Annotated in this window: 25 protein-coding genes and 1 pseudogene; 20 read left to right on the forward strand and 6 right to left on the reverse strand. The window is 69.6% G+C overall.

What is annotated here, in order from left to right:
- Nucleotide 1: 1 nt before the first annotated feature.
- From ACZK39_RS12475 to ACZK39_RS12485, 3 genes are read left to right on the forward strand one after another with little or no spacing between them, the layout of a single operon-like run.
- Nucleotides 2-1390 (forward strand): 3-oxoacyl-ACP reductase, encoded by a 1389-nt coding sequence (locus ACZK39_RS12475; protein ID WP_463613493.1) that lies wholly within the window; start codon nt 2-4, stop codon nt 1388-1390.
- On the forward strand, nt 1390-2244 hold the full coding sequence (locus tag ACZK39_RS12480) for a MaoC family dehydratase (protein ID WP_182782212.1): 855 nt from the start codon (nt 1390-1392) through the stop codon (nt 2242-2244). Before ACZK39_RS12475 ends, ACZK39_RS12480 begins: the two co-directional genes overlap by 1 nt.
- A complete protein-coding gene (locus ACZK39_RS12485; protein ID WP_463613494.1) occupies nt 2241-2606 on the forward strand; it encodes a YchJ family protein in 366 nt (121 codons plus the stop codon). The genes ACZK39_RS12480 and ACZK39_RS12485 overlap by 4 nt, the downstream gene beginning before the upstream one ends.
- Nucleotides 2607-2703: 97 nt before the next feature.
- On the opposite strand, the gene ACZK39_RS12490 is transcribed toward ACZK39_RS12485, so the two are convergent.
- Entirely contained in the window at nt 2704-3495 is a 792-nt protein-coding gene (locus tag ACZK39_RS12490) for a DUF559 domain-containing protein (RefSeq protein ID WP_182782214.1), read from the reverse strand.
- A gap of 168 nt (nt 3496-3663) precedes the next feature.
- On the opposite strand from ACZK39_RS12490, the gene purB reads away from it, so the two are divergent.
- The 9 genes from purB (at nt 3664) to cysN (ending at nt 12026) form a co-directional block, all read left to right on the forward strand.
- Nucleotides 3664-5094, forward strand: a complete 1431-nt coding sequence (gene purB, locus ACZK39_RS12495) for an adenylosuccinate lyase (RefSeq protein ID WP_463613495.1) — start codon at nt 3664-3666, stop codon at nt 5092-5094.
- Nucleotides 5095-5212: 118 nt separating this feature from the next.
- On the forward strand, nt 5213-5779 hold the full coding sequence (locus tag ACZK39_RS12500) for a hypothetical protein (protein WP_463613496.1): 567 nt from the start codon (nt 5213-5215) through the stop codon (nt 5777-5779).
- A 431-nt stretch (nt 5780-6210) separates the two neighbouring features.
- Complete coding sequence (locus ACZK39_RS12505) at nt 6211-6759, forward strand: hypothetical protein (RefSeq protein WP_463613497.1); 549 nt, start codon at nt 6211-6213, stop codon at nt 6757-6759.
- Nucleotides 6756-7166 carry a hypothetical protein gene (locus tag ACZK39_RS12510; protein ID WP_182782218.1) on the forward strand — a complete coding sequence of 137 codons (411 nt, stop codon included), beginning with the start codon at nt 6756-6758 and terminating at the stop codon, nt 7164-7166. The genes ACZK39_RS12505 and ACZK39_RS12510 overlap by 4 nt, the downstream gene beginning before the upstream one ends.
- 101 nt (nt 7167-7267) lie before the next feature.
- Nucleotides 7268-8935 carry a nitrite/sulfite reductase gene (locus tag ACZK39_RS12515; RefSeq protein ID WP_459056264.1) on the forward strand — a complete coding sequence of 556 codons (1668 nt, stop codon included), beginning with the start codon at nt 7268-7270 and terminating at the stop codon, nt 8933-8935.
- Nucleotides 8932-9114, forward strand: coding sequence for a hypothetical protein (locus ACZK39_RS12520; protein WP_182782220.1), 183 nt, complete (start codon nt 8932-8934; stop codon nt 9112-9114). Before ACZK39_RS12515 ends, ACZK39_RS12520 begins: the two co-directional genes overlap by 4 nt.
- Nucleotides 9107-9826 (forward strand): phosphoadenylyl-sulfate reductase, encoded by a 720-nt coding sequence (locus ACZK39_RS12525; RefSeq protein WP_182782221.1) that lies wholly within the window; start codon nt 9107-9109, stop codon nt 9824-9826. Before ACZK39_RS12520 ends, ACZK39_RS12525 begins: the two co-directional genes overlap by 8 nt.
- Nucleotides 9823-10734 carry a sulfate adenylyltransferase subunit CysD gene (gene cysD, locus ACZK39_RS12530; protein ID WP_463613498.1) on the forward strand — a complete coding sequence of 304 codons (912 nt, stop codon included), beginning with the start codon at nt 9823-9825 and terminating at the stop codon, nt 10732-10734. Before ACZK39_RS12525 ends, cysD begins: the two co-directional genes overlap by 4 nt.
- Nucleotides 10734-12026 carry a sulfate adenylyltransferase subunit CysN gene (gene cysN, locus ACZK39_RS12535; RefSeq protein WP_463613499.1) on the forward strand — a complete coding sequence of 431 codons (1293 nt, stop codon included), beginning with the start codon at nt 10734-10736 and terminating at the stop codon, nt 12024-12026. The genes cysD and cysN overlap by 1 nt, the downstream gene beginning before the upstream one ends.
- Nucleotides 12027-12676: 650 nt before the next feature.
- Here the strand turns inward: cysN and arfA are convergent.
- From arfA to ACZK39_RS12555, 4 genes are all read right to left on the reverse strand, one after another.
- A complete protein-coding gene (arfA, locus tag ACZK39_RS12540) occupies nt 12677-14188 on the reverse strand; it encodes an arabinosylfuranosidase ArfA (protein WP_463613500.1) in 1512 nt (503 codons plus the stop codon).
- A gap of 130 nt (nt 14189-14318) precedes the next feature.
- Nucleotides 14319-15677 (reverse strand): ABC transporter substrate-binding protein, encoded by a 1359-nt coding sequence (locus ACZK39_RS12545; protein WP_463613501.1) that lies wholly within the window; start codon nt 15675-15677, stop codon nt 14319-14321.
- A gap of 79 nt (nt 15678-15756) precedes the next feature.
- Nucleotides 15757-16701 carry a carbohydrate ABC transporter permease gene (locus ACZK39_RS12550; protein ID WP_255422093.1) on the reverse strand — a complete coding sequence of 315 codons (945 nt, stop codon included), beginning with the start codon at nt 16699-16701 and terminating at the stop codon, nt 15757-15759.
- Nucleotides 16698-17594: a carbohydrate ABC transporter permease gene (locus ACZK39_RS12555; RefSeq protein WP_182782226.1), complete on the reverse strand. Its 897-nt coding sequence runs from the start codon at nt 17592-17594 to the stop codon at nt 16698-16700. The genes ACZK39_RS12550 and ACZK39_RS12555 overlap by 4 nt, the downstream gene beginning before the upstream one ends.
- 280 nt (nt 17595-17874) lie before the next feature.
- On the opposite strand from ACZK39_RS12555, the pseudogene ACZK39_RS12560 reads away from it, so the two are divergent.
- The 3 genes and pseudogenes from ACZK39_RS12560 to ACZK39_RS12570 form a co-directional block, all read left to right on the forward strand.
- Nucleotides 17875-18738, forward strand: a pseudogene (locus ACZK39_RS12560) (phosphoribosylaminoimidazolesuccinocarboxamide synthase); the annotation flags it as partial.
- A 46-nt stretch (nt 18739-18784) separates the two neighbouring features.
- Nucleotides 18785-19633 carry an aminotransferase class IV gene (locus ACZK39_RS12565; RefSeq protein ID WP_182799062.1) on the forward strand — a complete coding sequence of 283 codons (849 nt, stop codon included), beginning with the start codon at nt 18785-18787 and terminating at the stop codon, nt 19631-19633.
- The gene (locus tag ACZK39_RS12570; RefSeq protein ID WP_463613502.1) at nt 19633-20250 is read left to right on the forward strand and encodes a DNA-3-methyladenine glycosylase; all 618 of its coding nucleotides are present in this window, start codon (nt 19633-19635) and stop codon (nt 20248-20250) included. Before ACZK39_RS12565 ends, ACZK39_RS12570 begins: the two co-directional genes overlap by 1 nt.
- A 3-nt stretch (nt 20251-20253) precedes the next feature.
- Here the strand turns inward: ACZK39_RS12570 and ACZK39_RS12575 are convergent, their stop codons facing one another.
- Nucleotides 20254-21426 (reverse strand): pyridoxal phosphate-dependent aminotransferase, encoded by a 1173-nt coding sequence (locus ACZK39_RS12575; protein ID WP_463613503.1) that lies wholly within the window; start codon nt 21424-21426, stop codon nt 20254-20256.
- A gap of 105 nt (nt 21427-21531) precedes the next feature.
- Between ACZK39_RS12575 and ACZK39_RS12580 the strand changes: the two genes are divergently transcribed.
- Genes ACZK39_RS12580 through pepN form a run of 5 tightly spaced genes read left to right on the forward strand, consistent with a single transcriptional unit; the run spans nt 21532 to nt 26350 of the window.
- Complete coding sequence (locus ACZK39_RS12580; RefSeq protein WP_463613504.1) at nt 21532-22440, forward strand: hypothetical protein; 909 nt, start codon at nt 21532-21534, stop codon at nt 22438-22440.
- Nucleotides 22437-22802: a GntR family transcriptional regulator gene (locus ACZK39_RS12585; RefSeq protein WP_182782232.1), complete on the forward strand. Its 366-nt coding sequence runs from the start codon at nt 22437-22439 to the stop codon at nt 22800-22802. The genes ACZK39_RS12580 and ACZK39_RS12585 overlap by 4 nt, the downstream gene beginning before the upstream one ends.
- Before the next feature lie 59 nt (nt 22803-22861).
- Nucleotides 22862-23101, forward strand: coding sequence for a phosphoribosylformylglycinamidine synthase subunit PurS (gene purS, locus ACZK39_RS12590; RefSeq protein ID WP_182782233.1), 240 nt, complete (start codon nt 22862-22864; stop codon nt 23099-23101).
- A complete protein-coding gene (gene purQ / locus ACZK39_RS12595; protein ID WP_463613505.1) occupies nt 23101-23775 on the forward strand; it encodes a phosphoribosylformylglycinamidine synthase subunit PurQ in 675 nt (224 codons plus the stop codon). Before purS ends, purQ begins: the two co-directional genes overlap by 1 nt.
- A gap of 49 nt (nt 23776-23824) precedes the next feature.
- Complete coding sequence (pepN, locus tag ACZK39_RS12600; RefSeq protein WP_463613506.1) at nt 23825-26350, forward strand: aminopeptidase N; 2526 nt, start codon at nt 23825-23827, stop codon at nt 26348-26350.
- Nucleotides 26351-26352 lie beyond the last annotated feature (2 nt).

The following is a 26352-nucleotide window of genomic DNA, read 5'->3' on the forward strand; positions in this document are numbered from 1 at the left end:
GATGGACGTGCTGGAGAAGTTGTATGCAACCCCCGCTGGGAAGTTCGTGGCCCGGAAGGCCGGCCTGGCCGACCCGCCGGTGCTCCGCCGCGGGCGTGTGATGCCGTCGGGGCCAGTGGTGCTGGGCGAGCTCGACGGTGGGGGCCTGGCCGCGTCGACGCTGGCCCAGCTGGGCGTCGTCCCCGGCGAGGCGATGCTCGACGTCCCGGAGACGCGGACGAAGGACGAGAAGGGTCGCGACGTACCGCCGCGCTACCCGGTGCGCCCCGGCGCCGTCGTGGTGGACGCCACCGGCGTGCGCGAGATCCCCCAGTTGGAGGGCCTCCGCCAGGTGCTGCGTCCGGCGATGCGCTCCCTGGAGGGCTCCGGCCGCGTGATCATCCTGGCCACCGACGCCCGCGACGTGACCGGCCTGGAGGCCAAGGCCGTGGCCCAGGGCATCGACGGGATCAACCGCACGGTGGCCAAGGAGTTGCGGGGCGGCGCCACGTCGAACCTGGTGTTCGTCCGCACCGGCACCTCCGCCGCGGACCTCGCCTCCACGCTGTCCTTCCTGCTGGAGGGCCGCTCGGCCTTCGTGAGCGGGCAGACGTGGTGGGTGGGGCCGTCGAAGGACCCGCATGAGCTGACCCCGCGCCCCTTCGAGGGGCGGATCGTGGTGGTCACGGGGGCGGCCCGGGGGATCGGTGCCGCCATCGCGCGCACCTTCGCCCGAGACGGGGCGACGGTGGTCGCCGTCGACATCCCCGCGGCCGGGGACGCGCTCGCCAAGGTCGCCAACGGGATCGGCGGCTCGGCGCTGCAGCTCGACATCACCCTGGCGGATGCCGGGGCCAGGATCGCGGCCCACGTGGCTCACGTGCACGGGGAGTCCGCCCGGATCTGGGCCATCGTGCACAACGCGGGCATCACCCGCGACAAGCTGCTCGCCAACCTCGACGAGCAGCGGTGGTCCTCGGTGCTCGACGTGAACCTCGCCGCGGAGATGCGGATCAACGACTACCTGCTCACCCACGACGTGCCCGGTGGGCTGGACGAGGCGGCCCGGATCGTCGGCATCGCGTCCACCTCGGGCGTGGCGGGCAACAAGGGACAGACCAACTACGCCGCCTCCAAGGCCGGCGTCATGGGCCTGGTCTGGGCGATGCGCGACGAGCTGGCGGACCGGCCGATCACCGTCAACGCCGTCGCGCCCGGGTTCATCGAGACCGAGATGACGGCCGCCATCCCGTTCGTGCAGCGCGAGATCTTCCGGCGCTCGAACTCGCTCACGCAGGGTGGCAACCCCGTCGACGTGGCCGAGACGCTGGCCTACCTGTGCGGGCCGGCCTCCGGCGGGGTCGACGGGCAGGTCATCCGGGTGTGCGGGCAGAACCTGGTGGGCGCCTGATGGCGCGCGACGTGCGGGTGCTTCCGGCGCTGCCGGAGCCGTCGGGCGTGCTGGCGAAGGCCGCGCTGGGGATGCTGAAGAAGCCGGGGGAGGTGTCGTCCCTGCCGGATCGCAGCTACCTGGTGTTGGAGCACCGGGTTGAGGTGTCGCGGCTGGCGGCCTACTGCGCCGAGACCGGCTTCGCTTTGCGCGACGCGATGCCCGCCACCTGGCTGCACGTGCTGACGTTCCCGCTGCAGATGGAGGTGATGGCGGCAGACGACTTCCCCTTCCCTCTGGCCGGGCTGGTGCACGTGACCAACGAGATGACGCTGCACCGTCGGGTCACCGTCGACGAGCCGCTGAGGATCCTGGTGCGGGCGGAGAATCTCCAGCCCCACGCCAAGGGAGCCACCTTCGACATGGTGGGCGAGATCCACGCCGCAGATGAGCTGGTGTGGCGGGGAGTTTCGGTGTACCTGGCGTCGGGGGCCAAGGTGGCGGGGGAGGCGCCGTCGCCGGTGCGGCTGCAGGCGCCGTCGGTGGCGCCGTCGCAGGAATGGCGGCTCGGCGCTGACCAGGGCCGTCGCTACGCGGCGGTCTCGGGCGACTCGAACCCCATCCACCTCAACCCGTTGACCGCCCGGCTGTTCGGCTTCCCGAGGCCGATCATCCACGGGATGTGGACCCACGCCCGCGCTGTCGCGGCGTTGGGCGGCGGGCTGCCGGAGGCGTACACGGTGCGGGTCCAGTTCGCCAAGCCCATCCTGTTGCCGGGAAAGGTGCGGTTCGCCGCGGCGCGCGACGAGGCGGGCTGGAGGTTCGCCGTCGTCAACCGGGAAGGCAAGCCCCACCTCGTGGGTGAGCTGACGTGAGCGCGTGCCTCTGCGGTGGGGCTTCCTGGGGGACGTGCTGCGGGCCGCTTCTGGCAGGCGAGCGCCAGGCGGCGACCGCTGAGGAGCTGATGCGGTCGCGGTACAGCGCGTTCGTGGTCGGCGACGGCGACTACCTGTGGCGCACCTGGCACCCGAGCACGCGCCCGGAATCGGTTCGTGCGCACGGCGTCGAGTGGACGGGGCTGACGGTCCTGGACGTGGTCGACGGTGGGCCGGGCGACGAGGCGGGCGTGGTGGAGTTCGAGGCAGCGCATCGCGACGGTGCGCTGCGGGAACGCTCCCGGTTCGCGCGCCGGGCGGGACGGTGGATGTACGTCGACGGTGCCTTCCCCGACCCCTGACACGAGGCAGTTCCGTTGGGTGAGCCTCGTCGGGATTCGCAAACGGTGAGGATCAGGGGAGATAGCTCCCATAGAGGGCTATCTCCCCGGATCCTCACTATTCAGGTACCGGCGACGGCGGGGTGAGGTGCCCGCCCGTCCGCAGGATGCGCAGCAACTTGGCGCTGGTCTTGCTCCAGGTCCTGTGGATCTGGCTGTAGCTCAGCCGCAACGTCGAGTATCCGAGTTCGCGTGCCGCCAGGTCCCGTCGTCGGTCCTCCCGATGATCGGTGTGGTGGGCGGCGCTGTCGCACTCGATGATCAGGGATCTCCCGACGAGCAGATCCACCGCTCCCACTCCTGAGATCTGCTGTTGGGAACGGACGGAGAACCGGTGCTGCTGCAGGAACAGCCGGACCCGCGTTTCCGAGCCGGACCCCGCATCGCCGTCGAAGAACTGCAAGGTGCGCTGCTTGTGGACAGGGGCTTCGCGGATCAGGATGTCTGCGACATCGGTGGACAGCAGTTCCTTGTTGACGGCTGACTCGAGGACCATCAGGGCCTTCTCGGGATTGTGATGGCGGATCACCTGGGCGAGGCAGTCGCTCAGCGGATAGAGCGCGATCCTCGGCAAGTCCCCGCGCGATCGATGCCAGGTCGAGCTCAGGGAGGCGGATCCCATGCCGACGATGAAGTGCGCCTCCGCTACCTGGGGCGTCCAGAGGCCATGCAGTTGGCACCCGCTCAAGCAGCCAACCCGGGCGCGAGCGGCGAGCGCCTCCAACTCCCACGCATGTGCCTGGGGAGTCGCGTACCAGCCCCGCGACACCTTCCTCAGACGTCCGTCATCCAGCTCGCCCCTGATCCGGGCCGAGTCGTAGCCCAGGGTCCTGAGGTGGGCCAGGGACATGACCCCGGGGAGGCTTGGGAGTGAGGAATCGGGGAGATGGCCCTCTCTGGGCTCTATCTCCCCGGAATCGCACTGGTTGTGTGATGGCTGGCTGGGCACGTCGCCATGGTGGGGCGCTGGGCACCGACTTTTCCGGTATCCACAGGGGGAGTCCTAGGCTGTGGTGCCATGAGCGTCCCCAACGTCCTGGCCACCCGCTACGCCTCGCAGCAGATGCGCGACATCTGGGCCCCCGAGGCCAAGATCGTCTCCGAGCGCAAGCTATGGCTCGCCGTGCTGCGCGCACAACGCGACCTCGGCGTCGACTTCGGCGGGGCGAACGCCGACGAGGTGATCGCGGCCTACGAGCGGGTGATCGACCAGGTGGACCTCGACTCCATCAACGCCCTCGAACGCATCACCCGCCACGACGTGAAGGCCCGGATCGAGGAGTTCAACGACCTTGCCGGGTTCGAACACATCCACAAGGGCATGACGTCTCGCGACCTCACCGAGAACATCGAACAGCTGCAGGTGCTCGACTCGCTGCGGGCAGTCCGGATCCGCGTGGTGGCGGCGCTGGCGCAACTCGCCCGGCTGGCGACCGAGTACGCCGATCAGCCGCTGACGGGCCGCTCCCACAACGTGGCCGCGCAGCTGACCACCCTCGGCAAGCGGTTCGCGACGGCGGCCGACGAGCTGCTCACGGGCCTCGCCCGCCTCGACGACCTCATCGCCCGCTACCCCGCTCGCGGGATCAAGGGCCCCGTCGGCACCGCCCAGGACATGCTCGACCTCCTCGGCGGCGAAGCCGACAAGCTCGCCGACCTTGAGCAGCGGATCGCCGACGAACTCGGCTTCGGGGCCGTCCTCACCTCGACGGGGCAGGTGTACCCGCGCTCGCTTGACTACGACGCGGTCACCGCGCTGGCGCAGATTGCCGCCGCGCCGTCGAACGTCGCCACCACCATCCGGCTGATGGCCGGGCTGGAGCTGGTGACCGAGGGGTTCAAGGAGGGGCAGGTGGGCTCCTCCGCCATGCCCCACAAGATGAACACCCGCTCCTGCGAGCGCGTCAACGGCCTCGCCGTCGTCATCCGCGGCTACGTGTCCATGGTGGGCGAGCTCGCCGGCGACCAGTGGAACGAGGGCGACGTCTCCTGCTCCGTCGTCCGCCGCATCGCGCTGCCGGACGCGTTCTTCGCCCTCGACGGCCTGTTCGAGACCTTCCTCACGGTGCTGGCGGACTTCGGCGCGTTCCCTGCGGTCATCGAGGCTGAGCTCGACCGCTACCTGCCGTTCCTCACCACCACGAAGGTGCTGATGGCCGCCGTCCGCAAGGGCGTGGGCCGGGAGGTCGCGCACGAGGCGATCAAGGAGCACGCCGTCGCGGTGGCGCTGGACCTGCGCAAGGGAGCGCGGGTCAACGACCTCCTCGACCGACTCGCCGGCGACGAGCGCCTCGGGCTCACCCGCGACGAGCTCGGCGCGCTGGTGGTCAGCCCGCTCGAGTTGGCGGGCACGGCACAGGCGCAGGTGTCGCGGGTGGCGGCGCGCGTGGCTGAGGTCGTCGCGGCGGATCCGGAGGCGGCCGCGTACCGCCCGGGCGCCGTGCTCTGACCGGAGTTATCCACAGCTGACGGACCGGATGCGGAGATGACCCGGTTGCTTGGTTGAATAGGCCCCGACCTGTTCGATCGGAGAGCCCATGCGTCACCTTCTCGTGCCCCTCGCCGTCGTGGCGCTCGCCGTGGGCTGCACCCCGGACGTCGCCCCGACGGCGTCGCCGTCGGTGTTCGTGTCGCCTACGGCGTCCGCGAGTCCCTCGGTGTCGCCGAGTCCGTCCCTGACGGCAGTGGAGTCGTTCCCGCCGGCCCCCGCGACGGAGTCGGCTGAGCAGGCTGCGATTCGGGCGGCCTGGATGGAGTACTGGCGGGTTTATGAGAAGTTCGCCGGAGATCCATCGCTCACTGATCTGACTGAGACTCAGCAGGTCACGACCGGTGAGGCTCAGAATGTGATCCTGGATGCGATTGGCCAATTGCGTGATGACAACCTTGCGTTCCTCGGAGGTTGGCAGTTTCGCGACATCGCCATTGCCGAGCCGGCCGCCGCGGGTGCTGGTGAGGTGACGAGCAAGATGACGTACTGCGTGGACAGATCGCGCATGCGCATCGAGGATTCCGAGACCGGCACTGTTTCTGTGCAGTCACTTCCAAGCCTCGCGGAGACTGCGGTGATGAAGCAGGGCAAGGATGGGCGCTGGAGGTTGGCTGAACGACGCAACCAGGAGGAGGCGTGCTAATCGCAGAGCCGAGTCCCACTGGCCAGGAGGGGCTTGGCGGGCGCCGATTCGTCGCCTTCGTCTTAGGCCTATTAGTTGCCGCTCCTCTGTTCACAGCTGTGAGCGTCGGGTTTGCGCCGCAATCTGCCGCATCGCCTGGGGTCGGGTGCCAGTTGTCCAACGACTTCAGTGTGGGTGAGTGCTACATAGAGGCAGAGCCGCCGCGCAGTGAGGGCAGCGCCGGGGTGGGCACCACCACAGTATCCGCCGGCGAGCGAACTTGCTCGTATGCCGGCGAGGAGATCGCCTGCCGGACGGCCTACGGGACGTGGAGCGGCGCGGCCCAAGGCTGGTGCCGAATCAAGGAGCCGCAGCCACCGCTGACTGACGCGTCATGGGAGGCCAACAGCGAGGGCGCCATCTATACCTGTATTCGTCCGAACGGATCCCTGGTGCCCGACCCCGGGATGGTCTTCACGCGCTGGCTGCCCGCGCCCCCAGACCCAGTGACTCAAGCCGATGCCGAGGCCGCCGTCCGACGGGTCCTGGCATCCATCGGCCTCGAGGCCATCGACCTCGGCATGCAACCCCGCGGCGACACCACCGAACGGATCGGCTTCGTCGGATGGGAGACCTGGCTGTGGGCCGACTCCCCGTCGGACAAGCAGTGGGGCCCGGTCACCGCCTCCGCGACCGACTCCGGCATCGCGGTGACCCTGACCGCAGGCGCCAGCCGCGTCCAGTGGGACATGGGCGACGGCGAAACGGTCTCCTGCGGCCGCGGCACCGCGTGGTCCTCCGCGCGTACCCAGGGCGGGAAGAACGTCGCCTCGCCCGACTGCGGGTACGTGTACCTCGAGGACGGCCGCTACACCGTCACCGCGACCTCCACCTGGTCGGTGGACTGGTCCGCGGCCGGCTTCACCGGCACCCTCCCACTGCAGCTGAGTCGCTCCGCGGACGTCATCGTCGGTGAGTTGCAGTCGGTGTCGGTGCGATGACCACCCGCGACCAACGAGGGCTCGCGCTGTCGGTGTGGACCTCGGTGTCGCTGCCCGCCTTCATCCTCATGGTGGGCCTCGGGGTGGACTTCGCCGGGCACGCCGCCGCCGAGCAGGAGGCGAGGGCGGTGGCGTCCCAGGCGGCCAGAGCCGCGACACACGAGCTCCGCATCACCCCGGACGGCGCCACCCTCGACGTGGCCGCGGCCAAGAGGGAGGCGGTCAGCTTCGCCCGCGTGGCGGGGCTGTCCGCCGAGGCCAGGGTCGAGGGCGGCAACCGCGCCCATGTGACGGTGCGCGGCTCGTACGAGACTTTGTTTCTCGGCATCATCGCCATCAACACCATCCCCATCGAGGTGGAGGGCAGCGCCCAGGCCGTGACAACGCTCGACGGCGCCGAGGCCTGAGAAATCCTGTTCGCCCATGGCGATCACGGCTGGCCGTCGGGAATGACCGGCCCCATCGTCGGGTTGGGGGATTCAGCAAGGCCCCCGACGAAGGACCGACGATGACCGAAGCGGTAACCCGCCCCAAGCGCAACCAGGCCACCGGCGCCTGGGCCGACGGCGACAAGACGCCGCTGAACCCCAACGAGGTGTTCAAGCAGGCCGACGACGGGCTCAACGTCCGCGCCCGCATCGAGGAGGTCTACTCCAAGGAGGGCTTCTCCAGCATCGCGCCAGAGGATCTGCGCGGCAGGATGCGATGGTGGGGTCTCTACACGCAGCGCAAGCCCGGAATCGACGGCGGGAAGACCGCCACGCTGCCTCCCGAGGCCCTTGACGACGAGTTCTTCATGATGCGCGTGCGTTCCGACGGCGGGTCCCTGACCAACGAGCAGCTGCGGGTCGTCGCCACCATCTCCACCGAGTTCGCCCGCGACACCGCGGACATCTCGGACCGCGAGAACATCCAGCTGCACTGGATCCGCGTGGAGGACGTGCCGGAAATCTGGCGCCGCCTCGAGGCGGTGGGCCTGACCACCGCTGAGGCCTGCGGCGACACCCCCCGCGTCATCCTCGGCTCGCCCGTGGCGGGCATCGCCGCCAACGAGATCGTCGATGGCACTCCCGCCGTGCGCGCCATCCTGGACAACTACATCGGCACCCCCGAGTTCTCCAACCTGCCCCGCAAGTTCAAGACCGCCATCTCCGGCAGCCCCAACCTCGACGTGGCGCACGAGGCCAACGACGTGTCCTTCGTCGGCGTCGTCCACCCCGAACACGGCCCCGGCTTCGACGTATGGGCAGCCGGCGGGCTCTCCACCAACCCGATGTTCGCGCAGCGCCTCGGCGCCTGGGTGCCGCTGGAGGAGGTCCCAGAGGTGTGGAAGGGCGTGGTCTCGATCTTCCGCGACTACGGCTACCGCCGCCTCCGCAACCGCGCCCGCCTCAAGTTCCTCATGGCGGACTGGGGGCCGGAGAAGTTCCGCCACGTCCTCGAGACCGAGTACCTGGGGCGCAAGCTTCTCGACGGCCCACCCCAGGACGCCACCCACCTCCGCCGCGACCATGTGGGCGTCAACGCCCAGGCCGACGGCACGTTCTGGGTGGGCGTCGCGCCCATCGCCGGCCGCGTCTCGGGCACCCGGCTCACCCGCATCGCGGACCTCGCCGCCCAGCACGGCTCCGGCCGCGTGCGGCTCACCCCCCACCAGAAGCTGCTCGTCCTCGACGTGCCCGGCGACGCCGTCGAGGCTCTCGTCGAGGCGCTCGACGCCGAGGACCTGCCCGCGCGGCCGTCTGAGTTCCGCCGCGGCGTGATGGCCTGCACCGGCATCGAGTACTGCAAGCTGGCGCTCGTGGAGACGAAGGCGCGCGCCCGGCTCATCGTCGAGGAGCTCGAGGCCCGGCTCCCGGAGTTCGACGTGCCGTTCAGCATCCACGTCAACGGCTGCCCCAACGCCTGCGCCCGCACCCAGGTGGCGGACGTGGGCCTCAAGGGCATGGTGCAGTCCGACGCGGACGGCAACCTCGTCGAGCTCTTCCAGGTGCACCTCGGCGGCGGACTCGGCGCCACCCCGCAGTTGGCCCGCAAGACCCGGGCACTGAAGGTGGCGGCCGCGGACCTGCCGGACTACATCGAGCGCCTGGCACGCACGTTCCTCGCCCACCGCGACGCCGACGAGCCCTTCGCGCAGTGGGCCCACCGGGCCGACGAGGACCTCCTGCGATGAGCGCGGTGATCTTCCACTGCCCGTTCTGCGCGGAGGAGGACCTGCGCCCCGTCGAGGAGCCCATCGGGGCCTGGCACTGCCTGGCCTGCGCCCGAGTGTTCTCCGTCACCCAGCACCGGGTGGCAGCCGAGCACATCCCAGCCCGGATCGCCGAAGAGGAGGCCAAGCACCATGGATGACCTGCACGCCATCGCCGACGAGGCCAACGAGCGGTTCACCGCCCTCGAGTCGGACCCCGCCTACGCGGGCCACCTCGGCAAGGTGAAGCTCAGCCGCGAGGTCCTGCAGTGGGCCGAGGAAACCTTCGGCGCGGACATCACTGTCGCGTCGTCGATGGGCGACGAGGTGCTGGTGGAGCTGATCGCCCAGTCGGCGCCCAGCCTTGACGTGTTCTTCCTCGACACCGGCTACCACTTCGCCGAGACCCTCGAAACCCGCGACCACTACGCCGAACGCGTCAAGATCCGCACCATCCTGCCCGTGCTGAGCGTCAACCAGCAGGACGCCGAATACGGAGCCCGGCTCCACGACCGCGACCCAGACCTCTGCTGCGCCATGCGCAAGGTGGAGCCCCTCAACCGCGCCATCGCCGGTCACAAGGCCTGGGTCACGGGGATGCGGCGGGTTGATGCGCCCACCCGCACCGACATCACGCTGGTGGGCTTCGACGAGAAGCGGCGGATCGTCAAGCTCAACCCGATCGCGGCCTGGGACGACGACGACGTGGACCGGTTCGCCTTCGAGGAGGACGTCCACCTCAACCCGCTGCGGGAGCGCGGCTACGCGTCGATCGGCTGCGCGCCCTGCACGCGCCCCGTCGCCCCCGGAGAAGACCCCAGAGCCGGCCGCTGGGCCGGCAAGAACAAGACCGAATGCGGATTGCACACATGACACTGCCCCCCGAATACACCCTGGACCACCTGGACCACCTGGAGTCCGAGGCCATCCACATCTTCCGGGAGGTGGAGGGCGAGTTCGAGCGCCCCGTCATCCTGTTCAGCGGCGGCAAGGACTCCGTCGTCATGCTGCACCTGGCTCTCAAGGCGTTCGCCCCGGCGCCGCTGCCGTTCGCGCTCCTCCACGTGGACACCGGCCACAACTTCCCCGAGGTGCTGACCTACCGCGACGACACCGTCGCGCGGATCGGCGCCCGGCTCCACGTGGCCTCCGTGCAGGACTACATCGACGACGGCCGCCTCCGCGAGCGCCCCGACGGCACCCGCAACCCGCTTCAGACCGTCCCGCTGCTCGACGCCATCGAGGCCGGACGCTTCGACGCCGTGTTCGGCGGCGGGCGGCGCGACGAGGAGAAGGCGCGCGCCAAGGAGCGGGTGTTCTCGCTGCGCGACTCTTTCGGAGCATGGGATCCCCGCAGGCAGCGCCCAGAGCTGTGGGAGCTGTACAACGGCAAGCACTCGCCCGGCGAGCACGTGCGCGTCTTCCCGCTGTCCAACTGGACCGAACTCGACGTGTGGCGCTATATCGAGCGTGAGCGCATCGAGCTGCCCGGCCTGTACTACGCGCACGAGCGTGAGGTGTTCAACCGCGACGGCATGTGGCTGACCGCGGGGGAGTGGGGCGGCCCGAAGCCGGGCGAGCCCACCCAGACCCGCGTCGTGCGCTACCGCACCGTCGGCGACATGAGCTGCACGGGTGCCGTCGAGTCCGACGCGGCCGACGTGGCGGGCGTGATCCTCGAGGTCGCTGCCTCGCGTATTACCGAGCGCGGCGCAACCCGCGCCGACGACCGGCTCTCCGAGGCCGCCATGGAAGACCGCAAGAAGCAGGGATATTTCTGATGACGCACGACCTCCTCCGGCTCGCGACGGCGGGTTCCGTCGACGACGGCAAGTCCACCCTGGTGGGGCGCCTCCTCTACGACACCAAGTCTGTGCTGGCCGATCAGCTCGACGCGGTGGAGAGGGTGTCGAAGGAGCGCGGCCTCGAGGGCGCGGACCTGGCGCTCCTCACCGACGGGCTGCGCGCCGAGCGTGAACAGGGCATCACCATCGACGTGGCCTACCGCTACTTCTCCACCGCCAACCGCTCCTACGTGCTGGCGGACACCCCCGGCCACGTGCAGTACACGCGCAACATGGTCACCGGCGCCTCCACCGCCGAGCTGGCGCTGATCCTCGTCGACGCCCGCTACGGCGTCGTCGAGCAGACCCGGCGACACCTCGCCGTCACCGGGCTTCTGGGCGTGCGGCACGTGGCTCTGGCGGTGAACAAGATGGACCTGGTGGAGTGGAGCCGGGAGCGCTACGACGAGATCGTGGCCGACGCGCGGGCACTGGCCGCCCGCTTCGACATCGAGGACGTGGTGGCGGTGCCCCTCTCGGCGCTGCTGGGTGACAACGTCGTGGACCGCTCGGCCCACACCCCCTGGTACGGCGGGCCCACGCTCCTGGAGCACCTGGAATCGGTCCCCGTCGGCACCGATCCCTCGGAACAGCCGCTTCGGTTCCCCGTCCAGGTGGTCATCCGCCCCCAATCGGGGGAGCACCGCGACTACCGCGGCTACGCGGGGCGGATCACCGCCGGCGTGGTCAAGGTGGGCGACGAGGTGGCCGTGCTGCCCGGCGGACGGACCACCACCGTCGTCGGCATCGACCTGGGGCAGGCCGACGGCTCGGTGCGGGAGTTGGAGGTGGCGCACGCGCCGCAGTCCGTGACCCTGCGGTTGGCCGACGACATCGACATCTCGCGGGGCGATCTCATCGCGGAGCCCGAGCGTCGCGGGTATGTGACGCGCTCGGTCGGTGGCACGGTGTGCGTGCTGTCGGAGCGCCCGATCCGCCCGCGGGACCGCGTGCTGCTGCGCGCCGGCACGCGCACGGTGCGGGCCATGGTGGAGGAGATCATCGACCTGCTCGACATCGATTCGGTCGAGTACCGTCGCGCCCCGCAGGAGCTGCGGCTCAACGACATCGGCCGCGTGCGGGTCCGGCTCGCCGACGACCTCCCCATCGACGACTACCTGGAGCTCCGCCGCAGCGGGGCCTTCCTGCTGATCGACGACGCCGACGGCTCAACCCTGGCCGCCGGCATGGCCGACGCCCCGGACCGCTACGCCGGCGCCGACATCTGACTCCTGTTCTCCTGTTCTCCGGTTGGCCGTGGTCGGGTTGGCGGCGTGTGGTGGGGGCCGGGCCGCCCATGATGCCGGCGGCGGCGCTTCGCGCTGCGACGCCGTCCTCAACGCCCACCCAACCTGCCCCGGCCCCCACCACCCACCGCCCTGCTGTCCCCGTCGGTGGCTTCGTGGCTCATGTCTCGTTGGCTGAGGTGCCGCGCAGCGGCCTCGAAGCCTATGGAAGGTGACCTTGTCAGCGCACGTTTCTTAGGCTTCGAGGCTCGTCGCTGCGCTCCTCGCGCCTCAGCCAGCGGTGGGGTCGTCGCTGCGCTCCTCGCGCCTCAGCCAGCCGAGCGGGCCGGCGCGCGACGCGGGTTGTGCGCGAGGGTGGGGGACGGCAGGGCGTTCTGCGGCGGGGTGCCCAGCTTGAGGGTCACCGAACTGGCGTCCCGCCTGGACAGACCTTCACCAGGCCGCCCTGTCGGCACCAGCCCGGGGCCGGCCACGCCACCTCCGGACCAGTGCAGGGAGACATGAGACGAGGCCCGTGCGGCCTCGACTACCCTGCCCCTGACCGGCTTGCGGTCGAGAAGCAGAGTGTGGTCAAGGGCCGCACGGGCCTCGTGTCATGTCTCCCGGCACCGGGAGCGGGAGGCGATATCAGCTCACGCGGTCGCGATGCGGAACATCGCCCAGCTCACCGCAGGGAGCTCCGCCTTCAGGACGCCGTCGACGATCGCGGCGCCGTCGATCGACTGGGGCTCGACCGACGTCGAGTCCTGCATCGACGCCGCCCAGGTGTGATCCGGGTTGGACAGCTGGACCGCCTCGACGAGTCGCGCCTCGCCGAACGCCTTGAGGTTGACCTCGATGGGTGCCGTCCCCGCCATCCCTCGGTTGACCACGAACACCGCGACCTCTCCAGCCTCGGCGTCGTGCGTGGCCACCGCGTCGATCTGGGCGACCTCGCCATACTTGGCCGTCTCGTAGGTCTCGCTCCGGACGGGAACGTTGAGCACAGATCCCTTTGCGTACCTCGAGGTGAGCGCGAACGGGTGGAAGGTGGTCTGCTTCCATGCAGGGCCGCCGGGCTCGGTCATGATCGGGGCGATCACGTTGACCAGCTGCGCCAGCGACGCGGAGTGCACCCGGTCCGTGTGGCGCAGCAGCGAGATGAGCAGGTTGCCCACCACGACTGCGTCGGCCACGTTGTAGAGGTCCTCGAGGAGCCGGGGTGCCACCGGCCAGTCGTCGCCCTCGGACACCTTGGACTCGACCCGCTGCTGGTACCAGACGTTCCACTCGTCGAACGAGATGTTGATCCGCTTGGTGCGCTTGGTCGCTGTCCGCACCGCGTCCGCCGTCGCGACCACGCCGTCGATGAAGCTGTCCATGTTGACGGCGGAGGCCAGGAACGAACCGAGGTCGCCCTCGTCCTCGTAGTAGTAGACGTGGGCAGAGACCATATCCACCACGTCATAGGTCTCCGTCAGGACCACCCGCTCCCACTCGCCGAAGGTGGGCATCTCGGTGTTGGAGGAGCCGCAGGCCACCAGCTCCAGGCCAGGATCGATCATCCGCATGGCGCGCGCGGTCTCGGCGGCGAGGCGACCGTATTCCTGGGGGGTCTTGTGGCCGATCTGCCACGGGCCGTCCATTTCGTTGCCGAGGCACCACATCTTGACGCGGTAGGGGTCCTCGGCGCCGTTGCCGCGGCGCTGATCAGCGAAGTGCGAACCGCCGGGAACGTTGCAGTATTCGAGAATGTCCAGCGACTCCTGGATGCCGCGGGTGCCGAGGTTGACGGCCATCATCGGCTCGACGTCGGCCTTGACGCACCACGACATGAACTCGTCGGTGCCGAAGGTGTTGGGCTCGGTGGAGTGCCAGGCCAGGTCCAGACGGGCGGGGCGCTGGTCGACGGGGCCGACGCCGTCCTCCCAGCGGTAGCCGGAGACGAAGTTGCCGCCGGGGTAGCGCACGGTGGAGACGCCGAGCTCGCGGACCAGCTCGAGGACGTCCTGGCGGAAGCCCTGCTCGTCGGCGGTGGGGTGGCCGGGTTCGTAGATGCCGGTGTAGACGCAGCGCCCGAGGTGCTCCACGAAGGAGCCGAAGGTCCTGGGGCGGACCGGGCCGACGACGAAGTCCGGGTCCACGCTGATGCGATGAGATGTCATGAAAGTGTCTTCCTCAGACGAGTGTGGTTCGGGGTGCCCTGCACGCGGCGGGGCACAGCGAAACGGGGCGATCCGGTAGCCCGCGGGCTAAGCCCGATCGCCCCGTTTCAGAGGGATGGGAGAGCGACGATTACTCGCCGAGCTCGTTCTGCAGGTCAGACTGCGCCTGGTTCAGCGCGTCCTCGATCGGCACATCGTTTTCGAAGATGTCGTTGAGGGTCTGGGTGTTGAGCAGGTTGTTCACAGAAGGCATGGAGCCGTTGGTGAAGGACTCCAGGTGGCCGATGCTGTCCTGGATCTCCAGGAGCGGCTCGAACGGGTTGTTCTGGAAGTACTTGACGAACTTGTTCTCCGGGTTGTGGGTGATCTCCTGATCCGCCCACACCTCGGTGTTGAGCGGGTCGAAGCCCAGCAGCTCCCACGTGGAGATGTTGCCCTCGGTGCCCAGCTTGGCCCAGGCGATGAACTCGGCGGCCAGTTCGGCGTTCTCGCCGTCCTTGATCACCGCGGTGCCCGTGCCGCCGCCGCCGACGGAGATGTTGACGGGGTTCTCGACGGTGGGCGGGGGAGCGATGGCGATCTTCTCGGCGAAGTCGGGCATGTAGGCCAGGTAGCGGGAGGTGAACCAGAACGGCATCACGGCAGCGGCGAAGTCACCGTTGTTGTAGGCGCCGAAGGCCTCTTCGGTGTCCGGCTGGCCGCCCGGGGGGACGGCGGCGGCGTTGGCGTCCTGAAGACCCTTGAGGATGGTGATCGCTTCGATCATCTCGGGGCTGTTGACGTTGACCTTGCCGTCGTCGGTGAAGTACTCGCCGCCGAGCTGGGCCAGCAGGAGGCCCTCCTGCCAGGCCGCGGAGGTGTCGACGGTGCCCAGGTACTTGCCGGTCTTCTCGAAGTACTCGACGCCGGCCTCCTTGTAGTCGTCCCACGTCACGATCGTCGTGTAGTCGATCCCGGCGGCCTCGAGCAGCTCGGTGTTGTAGAACGCGACGGTGGCGCCCACGTGGAAGTCCAGGCCGTAGAGGGCGTCGTCCTTGGAGAACAGGTCGAGGCGGGCCTCGACGATGTTGTCGCGGTACGGTGCGGCGGCCTCGGTGAGGTCCATGAGCGCGGGGGTGCCCTGCGTGAACTGCGGGAACTTGCCGGCCTCGATGTCGGAGATGTCCGGGGCGCCCTGGCCCGAGGTGAGCGCGATCTGCAGCTTGTTGTGCATGTCGTCGTAGGGCAGGACGTTGACGGCGATCTGGACGAGCTTGTCGGGGTTCTGCTCGTTCCAGATCTCAGCCATCTCGGTGTAGAACTGCGCGTGCAGCTCCACGAACGTCCACAGCTCCAGTTCGGTGGCGCCCTCGACGGCCTCCTGGGTGATGACGGAGCCCTCGGCGGTCGACTCGGCCGACGTGTCGGGCGTAGCGGTGTTGCACGCGGTGAGGGCCATGGTGGCCATGCCCGCTGCAAGAGCCGCTGTGGCAAACTTCTTGAGTTTCATCGACAGATACCTTTCTTGTCCTCCAGCACCTGCGCTGGGGAGTCGGATGTTGAGTTGTGGTGGACGGGGGGAGTGGGCGTCAGCCCTTGATGGCGCCGGCGGTCATGCCTTCAATGAAGAACCGCTGGAACAGGATGAACAGGATGAAGATCGGGATCATGGAGAAGAACGATCCGACGATGAGGAGTTCGTAGTTGTTGCCGTACGGCGTCAACAAGGTGTTGAGGCCGATGGGCAACGTGTACTTGTCCGGGCTGCGCAGAGCGAGCAGCGGCCAGAGGAAGTTGTTCCAGCTACCCATGCCGTTCAAGATGGCCATGGCGGCGAAGGCCGGCTTGGTCAGCGGCAGCACGAGCCGGAAGAAGATGCCCATCTCGGTGACGCCGTCGATCCGGCCCGCCTCGACGATCTCCTTGGGGATGCCCCGCAGGTACTGCCGGAAGAACATGATGGTCACGGCATGCGCCAGGAACGGCAGGATCACGGCGGTGTAGGTGTCCTGGAGCTGCATGTCGTTGATCTGGATGTAGAGCGGGAGCATGAGCATCTCGAACGGCACCGACATGAGCAGGATCACGGAGATGAACAGAGCGCTCTTGAACCGGAACTCGTACATGGCGAACCCGTAGGCCACGAACGAGCTGATGGCCAGCGTCAGGCCCACCTGGAGAAGCGTGACCAGTGTGCTGTTGAAGAACCACCGGAAGTAGCTTCCGGAGTCCGTGAACAGGGCCACCCAGTTGTCGAAGCTGGCCGTGGAGAAGTCGATCCCGAGGTTGAGTCCGTAGCGGACGATCATGTTGCCGTCCTGGAAGGTGGCGACGAAGATCGCCCAGAACGGGAGGAGCACCAGCAGCCCCAGGCCCACGAAGAACAGGACCATCAGCGCCGTGGCGCCGCGGGAACGGCGGCGGAACGCCTTGCCTTCGTCGCTCATCTGGCGGTCGTTCTTGCCGATGCGCGAAGCCTTCTCTTTGGTGAGCCTGGCGTCGATCGGCTTCACCTGTGACGACGAGGTGCTCATCGCTCCTCCTTCTTGAAGGTCCCGGTGGCGATCAGCTGCGGGATGTTGATGGCGAGCACGATGATGAGCAGCACCACGCCCACGGCCGAGGCGTAACCGAGGTCGTTCTTCTCGATGCCCTGCCGGTACAGGTAGCCGACGATGGTGAGGCCGATGTTCTGCGGGGAGTTGTTGCCACCCCAGAGCATGAAGCTCTCCAGGAACATGGCCAGGCCGCCGTAGACGCTGATGGTGATCACGAAGACGATGGTGGGCTTCATCTGGGGAACGGTGACGTGCCAGAACTTCTGCCATGCCGACGCGCCGTCCAGTGAGGCGGCCTCGTAGTAGTCGGTGGGGATGGCCTGCAGGCCGGCGAGGAAGTACAGGATGTTGACGCCAGTCCAGCGCCAGCTCGCCACGGTGAGGAGTGCCAGGAAGCCGGTTTCGCTGCCCTTGAGCCACTTCACCGGATCGACGCCGAAGGCTCCGACCACCTGGTTCATCAGCGCGGTGGGGGACTCGGAGAAGATCAGGCGGAAGACGATGCCCGCGATCACGACGGAGGTGAGCGCCGGGATGAACATCACCGACTTGAAGATGGCCTTCATCTTGTCCGTGCCGAGCTTGGAATTGATGAGCACGGCCAGCAGCAGCGGGATGGGGATGAGCAGGAACAGCGTGAAGATCATGTACTTCATGGAGTTGCCGAGAGCCACGTAGAAGAGGCGATCGCCGATCAGCCGCTCGAAGTTGGCCAGGCCGACGTTGGTCACCGAGCCCGGGATGATGTCCTGCGTGCTCATGATGAACGACTTGATCAGCGGGCTCACCCAGAAGATCGCCAGCGTCAGGACGAACGGCAATACGAAGATGTAAGGGGCCACCTTGGGCGAGTAGAGCCATCTCTTCACTGAGCTGACCCCCGTCCTGACCTGTATGTGCGCTGGATCACAGCGAGCCTCCGCCTCTTGCACGCCGACATGGGCGTGCCACCTGTTATAGCGTTGAAAACGAGCTCGGCGTCCGTGCCGACCCGCTCCGATGAGCCTGTTTGACCAACTTCGGCCACGTCCGGTTTACATCGATGAGATAAAGCTAAACCGCGACCGGCACCCGCGTCAAGGGGGGTCCGGGATTGGGTCCGTATCGTGATCTTTCGCCGGCGTCGAGGCAGCCACTAGGCTCAGCCGCGTGAGTCAGTTCGGGGACGTCCTCAACCTTCCGCTGCGGCACGCCGGCAAGGTGCGCGAGTTGTACACCGTCGACGACGGCGGCACCGAGCGCATCCTGATGGTGGCCACAGACAACATCTCGGCCTTCGATCACGTGCTGGCCACCCCCATCCCGGACAAGGGGGCCATCCTCACCCAGCTCAGCCTCTGGTGGTTCGCGCAGCTGGCGGACCTCGTCGACAACCACGTGGTGAGCACCGACGTGCCGGCTGCTGTCGCGGGGCGGGCCACGCTCGTCGAGGCGCTGGACATGGTGGAGGTGGAGTGCGTCGCCCGCGGCTACCTCACCGGATCCGGGTGGGCCGAGTACCAGGTGTCGCGGACGGTGTGCGGCGTGCCGCTGCCCGAGGGGCTGCGCGACGGCGACAAGCTGCCGGAGCCGATCTTCACCCCGGCCATCAAGGCGCCGCTGGGTGCGCACGACGAGAATGTGGACTTCGCCACGATCGCCTCCCTCCACGGTGAGGAGCTGGCCGGTGAGCTTAGGGACCTGACGCTGAGGATCTACGCGCGCGCCCAGGAGATCGCGGCGGCGCGAGGGATCATCCTGGCCGACACCAAGTTCGAGTTCGGCCGCCGCGCCGACGGCACCCTGGTGTTGGCCGACGAGGTGCTGACGCCGGACTCCTCGCGGTTCTGGGACGCCGAGACGTGGAGGCCGGGGGAGTCGCTGCCGAGCTTCGACAAGCAGTACGTGCGCGACTGGCTGGCGAAGGACTCCGGCTGGGACAGGGCGACGGACACCCCGCCCCCGCCGTTGCCTGACGAGGTGGTCGCGGCCACTCGTGAGCGCTACCTCGAGGCCTACCGTCGCCTGACCGGCCGCGGCTTCGCCCCCGTCGGGTCCACTGAGGCGTAATCTCGGCCGCATGACCATCCGCATGCTCGCCCTGCTCGACGGCACCCTCGTGGACCCCGCGACACCCATCGTCCGCGCAGACGATCAGGGCGTGGTCCGAGGCGACGGCGTGTTCGACGCGATGCTGGCCAGCTTCGGCCGCGCGCACCACCTCGACGAGCACCTCGACAGGCTGGCCACCTCCGCCCGCATCCTCCAGTTGCCCGCCCCCGACGAGGCCGGCTACCGCCGCGCCGTCGCCGCGATCCTGGCGGCCTGGGACTGGGACGAGGATCCCGAGGCGGTCCTGCGGACGATCATGACCCGCGGCCCCGAGGGCCTCGACGAGCCCAACGGCTGGGTGATGGCCGCGCCGCTCGACGCCACCACGAAGCGCGAACGCGCCGAGGGGGTCCGGGTGCTGATCCTGGACCGCGGTTTCGAGGGCGCCGACGTGGCCCCGCTGCCCTGGCTCCTGCCGGGTGCGAAGTCGCTGTCCTACGGCATCAACATGGCCGCGAAGCGCTACGCGAAGGCCAACGGCGCCGACGACGTCATCTTCGTCACCCCGTCGGGCTCACTCCTGGAGGGCCCCACGTCGAGCGTGGTGCTGGACATCGACGGGATCCTCGTCACGCCCCCGCTCCACGGCATCCTGCGCTCCATCACCATCGCCGAGCTCCTCGACAAGGCGGAGGGTGCGGGACTGACCGTCGAGGTCGCCGCCCTCACCCGCTCGGACCTGGAGCGCTGCCGCGGTGCCTGGCTGCTGTCCAGCGGCCGCATTGTCGCGCCGGTCACGCACGTCGACGGTGAGCCCATGCCGCACTCTCCCCTCGGCGCCCGGCTGGCAGAGGTGCTGACCCCCCGCGGCGAGTGATGCTGGTTCCACCGTCGATCTCCTACGCGGAGCTGCCCGCCGAGGCCGTCGCGTTGCTCTACGAGGTGGCGGCCAAGGCCAGGGCGCTCCTGAACGGCACCCTCACCGTCGACCGCGACGGCGCGCGCGTCACGCTGCGGATCACCGAGGTGGAGGCCTACGGCGGAGGATTCGACCCCGCGTCGCACGCCTTCCGTGGCCCCTCCGCCCGCAACTCCGCCATGTTCGGGCCCGGGCAGCACGCCTACGTGTACCGGCACATGGGCCTGCACACCTGCTTCAACGTGGTGGTGGCCGTGGACGGCACCCCCACCGGGGTGCTGATCCGGGCCGGTGAGGTGATCGAGGGCCTCGAAACCGCCCGGGCGCGGCGTTCGGCCAGGGGCGTCACCCGCCGCGACACCGACCTCGCAGCCGGGCCCGCCCGCCTCACCGTCGCCATGGGAATCACCCTCCCCGACGCCGGCGCACCCCTCGACGGCAGCACCGGCCTCACGCTGATCCCGCGGGTGGGGGACGAGCCGCGGGTCGCCGTCGGACCGCGCATCGGCGTGGGCAGGGCCACGGACTTCCCGCTCAGGTTCTGGATCGACGGCGACCCCACCGTCTCCCGCTGAGCATCAGGCCTGGAAGGCGACGATCCGCTCCACGGCCTCCGCGATCGCGGCGCTGCCTGCGGCGAAGCTGATCCGCACCGTGCGGTCGCCCAGCCGGGAGTCGAAGTCGCGCCCCGGAGTCACCGCGACCCCGGTGGCCTCCAACAGCGCCGAGGCGTAGGCCGCCGACGTGCCCCACCGGTCCAGCTGGTCTCCGAGGTCGGCGTAGTAGTAGAAGGCGCCGTCGGCCGGCGCCGCGACACCCCACCCCAGGCGGTCCGCGGCTGCCAGCAACACCGAGCGGGCGGCGGCGAAGTCGGCCACCGCCTCGTCGCACTCGGCGTACGACGCCTCGTCGAACGCCCGCAGCGCCGCGTGCTGCGCCGGGGCGGGCGGGCAGAGCGCCAGGTTTCCAGCCAACGCGTCGACGGCGCCCACCAGCTCCTCGGGCAGGACCAGCCACCCGAGCCGCCACCCCGTCATGCCCCAGTACTTGCTGAACGACGACACCACGACGGCGTCGCCGCTGAGCTCGAGGACAGACGTCCCGCGACCCGCGCCGACGGGGTAGGTGACGCCGTGGTAGATCTCGTCGCTGACGAGCCGCACCCCCTTGGCCGCGCACCACGCCACCAGCGCGGCGAGTTCGGGTCGGCTCACCATCGTGCCCGTGGGGTTGGCGGGCGAGGCGAGGATCAGCCCGGCCAGGGGCGCCTCCGCGTGGGCCGCGGCCAGGAGCTCGACGGTGGGTTGGAACCGCACCTCGGGGCCGCAGTCGATGTCGACCACCTCGCAGCCGAGCGAGCTGAGGATGTTGCGGTAGGCGGGGTAGCCGGGCCGGGCCAGCGCCACCCTGTCGCCCGCCTCGAACGCGGCCAGGAACGCGAGCAGGAATCCGCCGGAGGACCCGGTGGTGAGGGCGACCCGCTCAGCGCTCACCTCAGCCCCGTACCACCGTCGATAATGTCCGGCCAACGCCTCCCGGAGCGGGCGGATGCCCAGCGCCGGGGTGTATCCGAACGGGCTCCCCGCGGCGTGGAGCCGGGCAGCCTCGGCGCTGACGGCCGTCGGCGCACCCCCGGCCGGCTCGCCCGCGCACAGCGAGATGACGTCGCGGCCGGCGGCGCGCAGAGTGGCCACCCGGTCCAGGACGGTCATCACCTCGAACGGCGGGACGGCGGAGCGCGACGACGGCATGGGCGTCAGGGTACCGGCCGGCCCAGGAGTCTCTTGTGTCAGTGGCTTGACACAAGAGAACCGGGTCGTTACGTTTGTATCACTTATCTGACACAAGGAGAAGCAATGGTCATCTCGGGATTGGTCTCACTGGTGTTCCTGCCGCTGGCCACCATCATCGTCGGCGCCGCAGCGCTCCTGGCCGGTGGGCGTCGGGCGCGCTCCCTCGCCTTCGACGAGACGATCTACCCAGGCCTGCGATCGCTCCGGCGTGCCACGATCCGCTACCGGGGCATCGGGCTGGCCGTCGGCGGGGTGGCCGGGGCGGCCGCCCTGGCGTGGGGTCACCTCCGGCCGCTCACCTTCGCCGCACCCCTGCTGGCCGCGGTCGTCGTGGTCGCGGCCATCGTCGTCGGTCAGCAGAGCGCCTACCGGGCGGCGCGGGTCACCGGCAGCGCCGGTCTCGAGCGCCGGCAACTGCGCAGCTACCTGCCGCCGGCCCTGACCAGGTGGACGGTGTGCCTGCTGGCCCTGCTCCTCACGGCCGTCCTGTTCTCGACCCTCGCCGCGTCTCCCGACGACATGGGTCGCGCCGGGCGCGCCGTGTCGGTGTGGTGGATCGAGGGGGAGGGCGCGCAGTCAGGGACCTACGGAGCAGCCCGCACCCCGTTCCCCGGGAGCTTCTACACCTCATGGGTCGGTCTCGCCCTCGCGCTCCTCCTCGCGCTGGCGGTGCTCGGGCTCGTCCTGACGGTGCGCCGGCCGCGCAACGGTGCGGACCCAGAACTGGTCCGGGTGGACGACGCCCTGCGTCGGATCACCGTGGAGGGGATCGTGGCCGCCGTCGGGGTCGGCGTGAGCGGATCGGCCCTTGCCGTCACGCTGGTCTCGGGGATGGATCTGCTGGAGCTGGGTCCGGTGCCGCTCGCGACCGCGTCCGGTGCGGTCAGCCTCATTGTGGCCGTGGGTGCCCTGGTCGGACTCCTCGGGTCAGCCGTCGTGCTCCTGGTTCCCCGCGACGGGGGCGGGCGATGACGGTCGCGTTGCGCGTCGACTCGGCGGATCCCACCCCGCCCTACGAACAGCTGCGCCGGCAGCTGGCGGTGCTCATCCGCGCTGGGGCCGTGAGCGTGGGCACGAGGCTGCCCACCGTGCGGCAGCTGGCCAAGGACCTGGGCCTGGCCCCCGGCACGGTGATGCGCACGTACCGGGAGCTGGAGGGCGAGGGCCTGATAGCCAGCCGCCGGGGGCAAGGCACCGTCGTGGTCGGCGCGCCACAGCCCTCGGGCGAGGCGCTGGCCTCGCTCGCGGCCCGGTTCGTGACAGATGCGCAGCGATTGGGGGCGGCCGCGGGCGACATCCGGGCCTGCGTGGAGGCCGCCCTCGCCGGATCCTGATCAGTCCGAGGGTGGCCGGAGTCACGGCCGGCCGGGGGAGGTCCGCTAGGATCCGTGCCATGCCACGCGTCGTCGTCAACGTCATGCCGAAGCCCGAGATCCTGGATCCGCAGGGGAAGGCCGTCACGGGCGCCCTCAAGCGGCTGGGCTTCGACGGGCTCACCGTCCGCCAGGGCAAGCGGTTCGAGATCCAGGTCGACGGCGAGGTCACGCCCGAGGTGCTGGCCCAGATCGGCGAGGCGGCGGAGAAGCTGCTCGCCAACACCGTCATCGAGTCCTTCGATGTGGTGGCCGACTGATGCCGCGCATCGGCGTCGTCACGTTCCCGGGGTCGCTGGACGACCATGATGCGCTGCGCGCCGTCCGGCTGACGGGGAGCGAGGCCGTGCCGCTGTGGCACGGGTCGGACTCCATCGACGGCGTGGACGCCATCATCCTGCCCGGCGGCTTCTCCTACGGCGACTACCTGCGCTGCGGCGCCATCGCGCGGTTCAGCCCCGTGATGGGCACCGTCATCGACGCCGCCAATGCCGGCATGCCGGTGCTCGGCATCTGCAACGGCTTCCAGCTCCTGTGCGAGGCGCACCTGCTTGAGGGCGCGATGATCCGCAACGAGGGCCAGCACTTCATCTGCCGCGACGTCCGCCTGCGGGTGGAGACCATCGACACCACGTGGACCTGCGCGTTCACCAAGGGCGATGAGATCACCATCGCCCTGAAGAACGGCGAGGGCAACTACCAGGCCTCCCCGGAGACGCTGCGCAAGCTGGAGGGCAACGATCAGGTGGTGTTCCGCTACCTGGACAACCCCAACGGGTCGGCCAACGACATCGCGGGCATCACCAACGAGCGTGGCAACGTCGTCGGCCTGATGCCGCACCCCGAGCACAACGTCGAGGCGCTGACCAGCCCCACGCTCGACGGGGTCACGTTCTTCGAGTCCGTCCTGCAGTTCCTCTCCGCCCGCGTCTGACTACGTCCGCCTCCCTCGCGGGGGCGGGTCTCGTGCTTGGATGGGGCCCATGCCGTCCGCGAACCTCACCCAGGCCGAGACCGCCAACCGCGCGCGCCACGTGCGCGTCCATGACTACCGCGTCGACGTCGACGTCCGCGACGCCGCGAGCGCGGCGGCGCACACCTTCCCGGTCACGTCGTCGATCACGCTCACCAGCCGGTCGAAGGAGACCTGGCTGGACTTCATCGGCGAGGTCGACGCACTCCTCGTCGACGGGGTGGAGCTGCCCGTGGAGTACGACGGTGCCCGGATCCGGCTCGCCGGCCTACCCCGTCGCCGCTGCACGGTCACCGTGCACGCGCGCGGCCGGTACTCGCGCACGGGTGAGGGGCTGCACCGCTTCGTCGACCCGGCCGACGGCCAGACCTACCTCTACACCCAGTACGAGCCGGCCGATGCGCGGCGAGTGTTCCCCAACCTCGACCAGCCCGACATCCGGGCGCCCTTCTCGTTCTCTCTGACCGGTCAGGAGGGCTGGTGGCTGGGCTCCAACCAGCCGGAGGCCCGCCGGGAGACTGTGACCGACGGCGTGGTGCGGGTCGAGTTCGCGCCTACCCACACCCTGTCGACCTACATCACATGCCTGGCCGCCGGGCCCTACCACCGCGTCGTCGACACGTGGCAGGGCATAGAGCTGGGGCTCATGTGCCGGCAGAGCCTGGCCCGGTACCTGGATTCGGAGGAGCTGTTCCGGCTGACCAGGGCGGGCCTGGACTGGCTGACCGCCAACTTCGGCGACTATCCCTGGGGCAGGAAGTACGACCAGATCTTCGTGCCCGAATACAACCTCGGGGCCATGGAGAACCCCGGCCTGGTCACCTTCACCGAGCAGTACCTCTTCCGCTCGCCCGCGACACCCGCGCAGCTGCAGGGCCGCGCCAACACCCTGGTGCACGAGATGAGCCACATGTGGTTCGGCGATCTGGTCACCCCCCGCTGGTGGGGCGACCTCTGGTTGAAGGAGAGCTTCGCCGAGTTCATGGGCACCCACATCTCCGTCGAGGCGTGCGGTTTCGCCGACGGCTGGGTGAACTTCGCCACGTCGCGGAAGGTGGGCGGCTACCTGGCCGATTCGATGCCGACCACGCACCCGGTCGTCGCCGACATCCCCGACCTCGAAGCGGCCAAGACGAACTTCGACCGGATCACCTACTCCAAGGGCGCCTCCGCTCTGACCCAGCTCGTGCACTACGTGGGGATCGAGGCGTTCCTGGCGGGGTGCCGTCGATACTTCCGCGCCCACGCCTTCGACTCCGCGACGCTGCCGGACTTCATCGCCGCCCTCGACGCTGAGACCGACCGCGACCTGCGCGGCTGGGTTGAGGCCTGGCTGGAGTCGGCCGGCCACGACCGGTTGAGCGCGCACTGGGACGTTCACGGCGGCTACCTGACCGGGCTGCGGGTGCGGCGCGACTTCTACGGGGCCGGCGACCCGAAGGCCGAGCGCCGCCACGCCACCACCGTCGGCCTCTACCGGCTGCACGGGGATCGCCTGCGGCTGGAACACGCCTTCGACGTGCGGATCGAGGCCGCGGAGGTGCGCATCCCCGAGGCCGACGGGCTGCCCGTGCCCGACGCCGTGCTGATCAACCACACGGACCAGACGTTCGCCCGCGTCGAGCTGGACGCCCGGAGTCGTGACGTGCTGCTGGCGCACGTGGCGGACCTGGAGCCGCTGGCGCGCGCGGTGGTGTGGACGGCGCTGTGGGGTGATGTGCGGGCGGGCCTGCTGGCTCCCGCGGACTTCGTCGACTCGGTGCTGCGCGCCAAGGAGCCGCAGTCCGGGGTGCTGGCCTCGCTGCAGGGGAGGGCCCTCACAGCGGTGGACCGGTACGCGGCCGACGGCGTCGCGGCAGGGTTGTGGCGCGACGGGTGTCGCGGGGCGGCGCTGGCGGCGGTCCCGGGTTCCGCCGAGCAGCTGTTGTGGACGAAGGCCTACCTGAGGGCCGCCGCGCTGGCGCCTCAGGACGTCCGCTGGGTGCTCGACGGCGGGATGCCCGGCCTTGAGGTGTCCGTCGACGTGGCGTGGCTGGGATGGCAGTCACTGGCCGCGCAGGGGAGCGCCTCGGACGCGGAGCTGGCGGCAGCGCTGGCCGCCGACGAAACGGCCACCGGGCAGATGGCCCATCTGAAGGCGACGATGTCGCGGCCGGACCCGGCCGTGAAAGAGGCGGCCTGGCGGCGCGCCCACACCGTCGACGGGGAGACCAACGACGCAGTCGACGCCCTCATGGACGGTTTCGGCGCACCCGGGCAGGACGCGCTGCGCGCGAGGTTCGCGGGGCGATACTTCGAGCACCTGACCGAGGTGTGGCGCGACCACCCGATCGAGATCGCGATGCGGCTGGTGCAGGGGGGATTCCCCGTCGACGGCGTCGAGGCGGGCCACCGCTGGCTGCGCGAGCACCCGGACGCCCCGGATGCGCTGCGGCGGCTGGTCCGGGAGGAGGTCTACGAGGCTGAGGTCGCGGCGCATGTGCGGTCCGCCAACGCCCGAGCGGTCCCCGCGCCGCGCGTCGCGGCGGTAGATTGACC

Source organism: Tessaracoccus luoxuelianae, assembly GCF_055326245.1.